Source organism: Pseudomonas sp. HMWF006, assembly GCF_003061205.1.
GTDB lineage: Bacteria > Pseudomonadota > Gammaproteobacteria > Pseudomonadales > Pseudomonadaceae > Aquipseudomonas > Aquipseudomonas monsensis.
The window spans coordinates 1-7,582 of record NZ_QAIU01000340.1 but is presented as its reverse complement, the minus strand read 5'-3'; the positions used below and the strand labels follow the sequence as shown (position 1 = coordinate 7,582).

The window sequence follows — 7,582 nt, the reverse complement described above, 5'->3', positions numbered from 1 at the left end:
CTACAGGGGCGGTTACCGCCTCTGCTGCCGGGTCATCCGGAACGCCATGTAACGCTCCGTGCCACCCTGGACTGGAGTTTCAATCTGCTCAGCCAGTGCGAGCAGACCTGCCTGCGCCGGTTGAGCGTATTTTGCGGCGGCTTCACCCTGGAATCCGCTGCAGCGGTGATTGGCGGTCAACACATTTTGCCCGGTGAGGTATTTGGCTCGATTACGCAACTGGTGGCCAAATCACTGCTCAATGTCGAAGTCGGCGATGAAGAGGTGTTCTACCGCCTGCTCGATACGACCCGACGCTATGCCCTGGAAAAACTCGATCACGTCGCCGAACTCGACGAAACCCGCCAGCGTCACGCCGAGCGGTGTCTGGTGTTGATGCAACAGGCGCAGAGCGCGTGGGAACACACCCCGACGCTGGTGTGGATCGAACGCTATGCCCGGGGGCTGGAAGATTTGCGTGCGGCGCTGGACTGGAGCCTGAACGGAGCCGGCCCGGCGCTTCTGGCAATCGAACTGGCGGCGATCTCCGCACCGATATGGCAGGAATTGTCGTTGCTCAAGGAGTACGGCGGCTACGTGCGTCAGGCCCTGGCGTTGCTGGAACAGGCCGACAAGCCCTGCCCGCGCCTGCAGATCGCCCTGAAACTGGCGCTCGGCAGCGCCTGTTATCACACCTGGGGCGGCACCCCGGAAACCATCGAGGCCTTTGCCAGCGCCCACGCACTGGCGCAGCAACACGGCGATGTCGCCGGACAACTGCGCGCCGTATCCGGGCACATGGCAGTCAACCTCAGTTGCGGGCAGTACCGGGCGGCTCTGGCGCAAAGCGAACAGTTCGATCGTCTGGGCCCGCACGGTGACCCTCTGTTGTCACTGAGTGCGCACCGATTGCGTGTGCTGGCGTTGCATTACGCCGGCGATCAGCCGCAAGCACGCATCCATGCCGAACAGGTGATCCAGAGCATGACGCAAAGCGGTCACCTCAATCGGTTTACCCACGGTTTTGGTGTGCAATACGATCAAAGCGTCGCCTCGCTGACAGTGCTCGCGCGGGTCCTGTGGATGCAGGGCTTCCCCGTGCAGGCCTGGCACACGGCGCGGCAGGCCCTGAACATCGCCGTACAAATCGATCACGGCACTTCGATTTGCTACACCCTGGCGCTGGCCAGTTGCCTGATCGCCCATTACAACGGCGACCGGCAGAACGCGCAGGCGCTGTTGCAGATGTTGCTTGAACAGTCACAGAAACATTCGGTGCTGTTGTTTCATACTTGGGCACGGCACTACGCGCAGGTGATCGAACCGGACAGCGCGACGCCACTGCCGGCGGATGACAGCGGCTTGATCAAGGAAATCATGGTGACGCTGGACGGTCGGTTCGTCGACGACGCGCTGCTGGAACGGGCCCGCAGCGGTGATGCCGGGTGGAGCACGGCGGAGATCTTGCGGGTACGGGCGCAGCGGTTGCTTGACGAGCAGCGCTGTCCGGTCGACCACCCTGGCGAGCCTGCTCGCGAAGGCGTACAGGCAAACACCGACAATACCGCCGAAGCAGAAAAAATCCTGCACCAGGCCCTGTCCGTCGCCCGGGCCCAAGGCGCCCTGGCCTGGGAATTGCGCAGCGCCACCTCGCTGGCGCAGTTATGGCAGCGTCAGAACCGCTGCCACGACGCGCTGGATCTGCTGAATCCGGTCTACCAACGCTTCACGGAAGGCTATGCGACGCCGGACTTGCGCAAGGTCCGCCTGCTACTCAACGAGTTGCGCGGCCAGTTGTGCGCTTGATTCTTTGCGCATACGCCTGATGTACCGCGTGTGTCGCCGCTCGACGTCGAGCCTTTCACCACTGCCTTCAAGCTGCTCACGGGCGTATCGCCGCGTGGTGTTGAGCATTCGATAACGCAGCGCACCGTTGCTCCGCTCCACCATCAGCAGCGACTTGCGGACCAACCCTTCGATAACGGTGATCAGCATGGAGCTGCTCAACGCCGGGCGCATGATTACCGCAAGCGCGGCCTCCAGGGTGAATGCGATCTTGAACACCGATAACTGCTGCAGCACCCGTTGCTCCTGCTCGCTCAAGCGTTGGTAGCTCCAGTCGAGCGCGGCCACCATCGACTGGTGGCGCGCCACCGCCGTGCGTCTGCCGAGGCTGAGCAGTTGCAGCCCGTTATCGACTTGCGCCTGTAAACCTACCAGCGCCAGCGCGTCGATCTGCGCCGCGGCCAACTCGATGGCCAACGGCAAGCCGTCGAGCTGGAGACAGATCTCGCGCACGGTTTTCAAGTCCTGCTCGCGCAACCGGAAATCATGCTGGCGAACCCGCGCCCGACTGACGAGTAATTGCACCGCCGAGTACCCCATGAACTGGTCCGCCGTTTCGCCTGCCGCACGCTTGGGAATGGCCAGCGGCGGGATGTGCTGGACGGTTTCCAGAACGACTTGCAAGGGTTCGCGACTGGTCACGAGAATCGACAGTTGCGGCGCGGCGTTCTGCAGGTTTTCCACCAGCCCGGCACAGGCTTCGCGCACGTGGTCGCAGTTATCCAGCACCAGCAGCGCATGGCGACGACAGAGCGTGGAAAAGTCGCAATCGAGGGTCTGCAACAGATAGGCAAGCAGCGCCGTATCAGTGTCGACCAAGGCCAGGTCAACCTGCCACACGCCATCGCGATAATGTTGCAGCAGCAGTTCCGCGACACGCAGCGCTACGGTGGATTTGCCGATCCCCGGTGCGCCGGTCACCGTCAGCAGCCGACACAGGGGCAGCTGTCGTACCAGACCGCCGACCAGCGAATCACGCCCGGTGACCGGGGTCAGCCGTGCAGGAAGATTGTGCTGGGGCGCTTGCAGGGTTTCGAAGACCACTTGCGTGACACTGTCGTAAAGCACCGGGGCAATAAAGCTGTAACCGCATTGCGGCACGTTGACGATGTAGCGCTGGCCGTTCTCACCATCACCCAGCGCCCGTCTCAGGGCAGCGATGTGCACGCGCAGATTGATCTCTTCGACGACCGAAGTCGGCCAGACCATGGCAATCAACTGTTCTTTTTTGACCACGCGCCCGGCGCGCTCGAGCAGCACCTGCAAAATGTCCATGGCGCGCCCGCCCATGCGCAACTGCCGATCACCTTCAAGGATCAGACGTTGCCGCAAATGAAACGCATACGGGCCGAAACGCAGCACCGACGCCGAGTTCGAATCGTTGTGATTGTCCATGCCAGTTATCTTGGCAGCGTCACGTGACGGCACAAGCACGATACGGGGCGCAACACGGACATCGGGGTGCCCCAGACGGACAGAACGGCTCTAGCTGAACTGTTCGCGGTACTGCGCCGGGGTCAGCCCGAGCCTTTCGGCGAACAGAAACCGCATGTGCCGCACACTGCCAAAACCGCTTTTGTAAGCCACGGTTTTCAGTGGCAGTTCACTGGTTTCCAGCAAGTTGCGCGCGCAATCAATGCGCGCACTTTGCAGAAACTCCATCGGTGTCATGTTGACGTCGCGGGCAAATAACCGGGCGAAATGCCTCGCGCTCATGTTGGCCAGCCCGGCCATGCGCTCGACCGTGAAGGCTTCATCAATGTGTTCAAGTACGTAATTCTGCACGCGGGTGATCGGCGTTTCATGCGGAGCGACCGCCGCCATCAATGGACTGAACTGGGCCTGGCCGCCCTGACGTTTCATCACCACCAGCAAGACTTTGGCCACGTCCTGGGCGAGCTTCTTGCCATGATCCCGGGCGACCACGGCCAGGGCCAGGTCAATCCCCGCCGTAACGCCGCCCGAGGTAATCAGATTGCGGTCTTCGACGTAGATCTGATCGGTCGTCACGTCAGCCTTGGGGAAACCTTTGACCAGACGCTCGACGTAGTTCCAGTGAGTGGTCACGCGATAGCCGTCAAGCAATCCGGCATGTCCCAGCACAAAGGCGCCGGTACAGATGGAGCCGTAGCGTTCGGCGCGCTGCACCGCTCCCGGTAGCCAGGCAAACAAAGCCGGAAACCTCTGGTTGTAAGCACCCGGGCCGCCCGGTACCAGCAGCAAGTCGTAGTGTTGGGCGGCATTCGCGATAGTTCGGTCAGCGTGCACCAGCACGCCATTGGACGCGCGTAACGGCCCGTGCTCGGTCCCAAGGGTGGTCAACTGGTACTGGGATTGTGGTTGCAGATAACGGTTGGCCACTGAAAACACTTCCAGCGGCCCGGCCATGTCGAGCAGAAGAAAGTCGGGGAACAGCACCATTGCCACGGTTTTCATGGAGATGACATCACAAGAATCGAAGAGAAATAAATGCCTGGGTCAGGCTGTGCATTATGGCCAAATACATGACAGCCGTTGGAAAAGAATATGGCGCCTGCGTCACAAAAACTGTCAACTTGAAAAGGACAGTCTTACAATTTTCAGCTACTTATTGATCAACAGAATAACCATTAACCTTCTTCTCACTCGGACGAATTCACGTCCTGACAGGAGATTTCATCATGCTGACCCTTCGCAAAGCCTCCGATCGTGGCCTCGCCAATCATGGCTGGTTGAAGTCGTTCCACACCTTTTCCTTCGCCAGCTACCGCAACCCGCGTGAACAGGGGTTCTCTGACCTGCTGGTGATCAATGATGACCGCGTCGCTGCCGGCAAAGGTTTTGGTCAGCACCCGCATCGCGACATGGAAATTTTTTCCTACGTGCTTGAGGGTGCGCTGGAACACAAAGATACCTTGGGCACCGGTTCCGTGATCCGCCCCGGCGATGTGCAATTGATGAGCGCGGGTAACGGCGTTGCCCACAGCGAGAACAACCATTCAGCCACCAAGCCCGTGCACTTCTTGCAGATCTGGATCGTGCCGGACGTGGCTGGCGCCAAACCGCGCTATCAGCAGGAGCACTTCGCTGCACAGAAAAAACGCGGTCGCCTGCAATTGATCATTTCGCCGGACGGCAGTGATGGCTCGTTGAAAGTGCGTCAGGATGCAAGGGTCTTCGCCGGGCTGTTCGATGGCAAGGAAAGCGCCACTCTGCAATTGCCGGCCAATCGCTACGCTTACGTACATGTGGCGCGCGGCAGCGTTGAGCTCAACGGCCTGCAGTTGCAGGAAGGTGACGGCGTGCGGATTCGCGAAGAGCAGGCGTTGACCTTGAGCAACGGCGTGGATGCCGAAGTGCTGGTGTTTGACTTACGGCCGCAGGAGCTGCCGCAAATGCCATGAGGCGGTGCTTTGATGCCCAAAAAAACGGCCTCCCGATGGAGGCCGTTTTTATGGCGGCGTCAGTGAGGGAAATGCCGAGGGTGTCGGTACGCTAATGTCCCTGCCCGCTTGAACGGCGGCCAGCGTTGTTTGCATCGCGACATACATATTGGCCTGATTCGCGTAATAGCCGCCGACGACGATGGCGACGATCCCGAGTAACTGGACCGCGGTGGCTGCCCAGACATTGGCCTTGACGGTCGATCCCTGCCTGGCAGCGTCCTCAACCCTCTTGGCAATTTCTCGCATCTCCTGCGAAATCATGTCGTAACGCTTGTCTCGCTCGGTTTGTGTTTTTTCTCGCTCGGTTTGCGTGTGGTCTCGCTCAGACTGTACCTGATCACGCGTTTTGTCTCGCTCGGCTTGTACCTGATCACGCCTCTTGTCCCGTTCGGCCTGAACCGCCAGAAACTCTCGAAAGTCTGCCCGTATCCCCTCGACCCGAGCATCCATCCTTGTTTCGATGGTCTCGATCCTGGCGTTGAACTCGTCACGGCTTACGGCATTCATGGTTTGAGCGTTCTGACCTTTGCTGGATGGGTCACTGACTGGATATTGACTGAATTCCCTGGCTTTCAATTCGACACCTTTTTGGGGATACCGAGACCTTCCCTGGCCCATTGCCTCAGTGCGAGCCCGACGCCTCTCACCGAACTGCGGAAACAATAGAACTCCTTCCCACAGCCTACAAGCCGGCACATTCTGACTCGACCGTAGGCCGTTTCGTCAGGTGATGTAGCCGGGGCAATACCGCCACTGCAGCTACTCATTCTCCAACGCAAACACATCGACAATCTGCTCGATCACCGCCCGCACCCGCGCGGTGTGGCGCAAGTCCGCATGGGTCACCAGCCAGACTTCATACGGCAGTGGTCGCGTGCGCTCCGGCCATAACCTGACAAGACCGTCGCGCTCGCCCATGTAGACGGGCATTTCGCCTATCCCCAGGCCGGCGGCAATTGATCGGCGCACCAACAGGCTGGAACTCAGGCTGGCAACGATGCGCCCGCGGTGCAGCGGCTCGGAGACCAGCGTCATGTCCTTGTTGCCTTGCAGATACGGGTGGTAAACCACCAGATCATGTCCCTCGAACGCCGAGCCCTGCCGAGGAACCCCGTTGGCGTCGATATACGCCTGTGAAGCGAACAGGCCCACCGGCCATCGAGCGATTCGTCGGGCAATCAGGTCGGGGTTGTCAGGCCGCGTGTTGCGCACTGCGATATCGGCTTCGCGCTTCGCCAGGCTGAGAATCTGCGTCGAGGCATCCAGTTGCACGCGCACATCCGGATGCCGTTCGTGCAATCGGGCAATGGCCGGAATGAGGAAGTCGATGGCCAGCGAATCCGTGGTGCTGACGCGCACGTTGCCGGTCAGACGATCGTCCAGGCCCTGGATCCGACGCTCCAGTTCAAGCGCCGAATGCTCCATTTTTTCCACACTTTTGAGTGCCGCCTCACCGACTGCCGTCAAGGCATAACCGTCCGGGGTGCGCAGGAACAATGTCGCACTCAGGGACTTCTCCAGGGCGGTGATGCGCCGCCCCACCGTTGCCTGATCCACGCCCAGGACGCGTGCGGCGCCGCGCAACGTCGATTCGCGGCAAACAGCCAGAAACACCCGTGCGTCATCCCAATTCATAGCTGTCTCCTTGCGATGCATATTTGCATCATTGCGCCGCCAAATCGCTGCGTTAACGCAGCAACGATAGCCGATATGCTGAGCGCCATACACCTTCCTCGGAATCGCTATCATGCGTACATCATCACCCACCGGTTTCTGGCTGCCGATCTTCGCCGGACTCTGTGCCAGCCTCGTCGGCATTGGCCTGGCACGCTTTGCTTACACACCGCTGATACCCGAGCTGATTCAGGCCCGCTGGTTTTCCGCCAACGACGTGGTGTATCTCGGCGCAGCCAATCTGGTCGGCTACCTGGTGGGCGCCCTGCTCGGCCGGCCGCTGGCGCGGCATGTGGGCAACACATCTGCGCTGCGGTTTATGATGCTGGCCGTGACTGCGGCGTTTTTTGCCTGTGCGTTTCCGCTGTCCGTGAGCTGGTTCTTTGGCTGGCGGCTGCTGTCGGGCATTGCCGGGGGCGCGATCATGGTGCTGGTCGCCGCCACGGTGTTGCCGCATGTGCCGGCGTCACGCAAGGGACTGGCCAGCGGTGCGATCTTTCTCGGTATCGGGCTGGGCATTGCCGGCTCCGGCACCCTTGTACCGCCGCTGTTGAGCCTGGGTTTGCAGGACACCTGGCTGGGGCTGGGTGCGTTGGCGCTGATGCTGACGGCGCTGAGCTGGTTCGGCTGGCCTGACGATCCTGTGCACGCGGCTGCTT

Annotated in this window: 6 protein-coding genes and 1 pseudogene; 3 read left to right on the top strand and 4 right to left on the bottom strand. The window is 60.7% G+C overall.

All coding sequences use genetic code 11. From position 1 onward, the window contains the following. Window positions 1-1,785: pseudogene (locus DBR24_RS14105) on the top strand (transcriptional regulator); the annotation flags it as partial. Here DBR24_RS14105 and DBR24_RS14100 read toward each other — a convergent pair. Further along, window positions 1,750-3,219, bottom strand: a complete 1,470-nt coding sequence (locus DBR24_RS14100) for a winged helix-turn-helix domain-containing protein (RefSeq protein ID WP_128615067.1) — start codon at window positions 3,217-3,219, stop codon at window positions 1,750-1,752. The pseudogene DBR24_RS14105 and the gene DBR24_RS14100 overlap by 36 nt on opposite strands. Before the next feature lie 90 nt (window positions 3,220-3,309). Continuing rightward, a complete protein-coding gene (locus tag DBR24_RS14095) occupies window positions 3,310-4,260 on the bottom strand; it encodes a GlxA family transcriptional regulator (RefSeq protein ID WP_128615066.1) in 951 nt (316 codons plus the stop codon). 224 nt (window positions 4,261-4,484) lie between these two features. Here DBR24_RS14095 and DBR24_RS14090 point away from each other — a divergent pair, with 224 nt between their 5' ends. Next, window positions 4,485-5,207: a pirin family protein gene (locus DBR24_RS14090; protein ID WP_128615065.1), complete on the top strand. Its 723-nt coding sequence runs from the start codon at window positions 4,485-4,487 to the stop codon at window positions 5,205-5,207. 48 nt (window positions 5,208-5,255) lie between these two features. Here DBR24_RS14090 and DBR24_RS14085 read toward each other — a convergent pair whose 3' ends face one another. Both DBR24_RS14085 and DBR24_RS14080 read right to left on the bottom strand, forming a co-directional pair. Continuing rightward, window positions 5,256-5,825 carry a hypothetical protein gene (locus tag DBR24_RS14085; protein WP_256591473.1) on the bottom strand — a complete coding sequence of 190 codons (570 nt, stop codon included), beginning with the start codon at window positions 5,823-5,825 and terminating at the stop codon, window positions 5,256-5,258. Between the two features lie 183 nt (window positions 5,826-6,008). Next, complete coding sequence (locus DBR24_RS14080; protein WP_123463297.1) at window positions 6,009-6,884, bottom strand: LysR family transcriptional regulator; 876 nt, start codon at window positions 6,882-6,884, stop codon at window positions 6,009-6,011. A 112-nt stretch (window positions 6,885-6,996) separates the two neighbouring features. On the opposite strand from DBR24_RS14080, the gene DBR24_RS14075 reads away from it, so the two are divergent. After that, on the top strand, window positions 6,997-7,582 hold a 586-nt coding region (locus tag DBR24_RS14075; protein WP_128615064.1), incomplete at its 3' end, for a YbfB/YjiJ family MFS transporter.

What these genes read in the sequence shown, in the direction of transcription:
- DBR24_RS14095 (WP_128615066.1), bottom strand. Translation starts at nt 4,260, where the DNA reads ATGAAAACCGTGGCAATGGTGCTGTTCCCCGACTTTCTTCTGCTCGAC.
- DBR24_RS14100 (WP_128615067.1), bottom strand. Translation starts at nt 3,219, where the DNA reads ATGGACAATCACAACGATTCGAACTCGGCGTCGGTGCTGCGTTTCGGC.
- DBR24_RS14080 (WP_123463297.1), bottom strand. Translation starts at nt 6,884, where the DNA reads ATGAATTGGGATGACGCACGGGTGTTTCTGGCTGTTTGCCGCGAATCG.
- DBR24_RS14090 (WP_128615065.1), top strand. Translation starts at nt 4,485, where the DNA reads ATGCTGACCCTTCGCAAAGCCTCCGATCGTGGCCTCGCCAATCATGGC.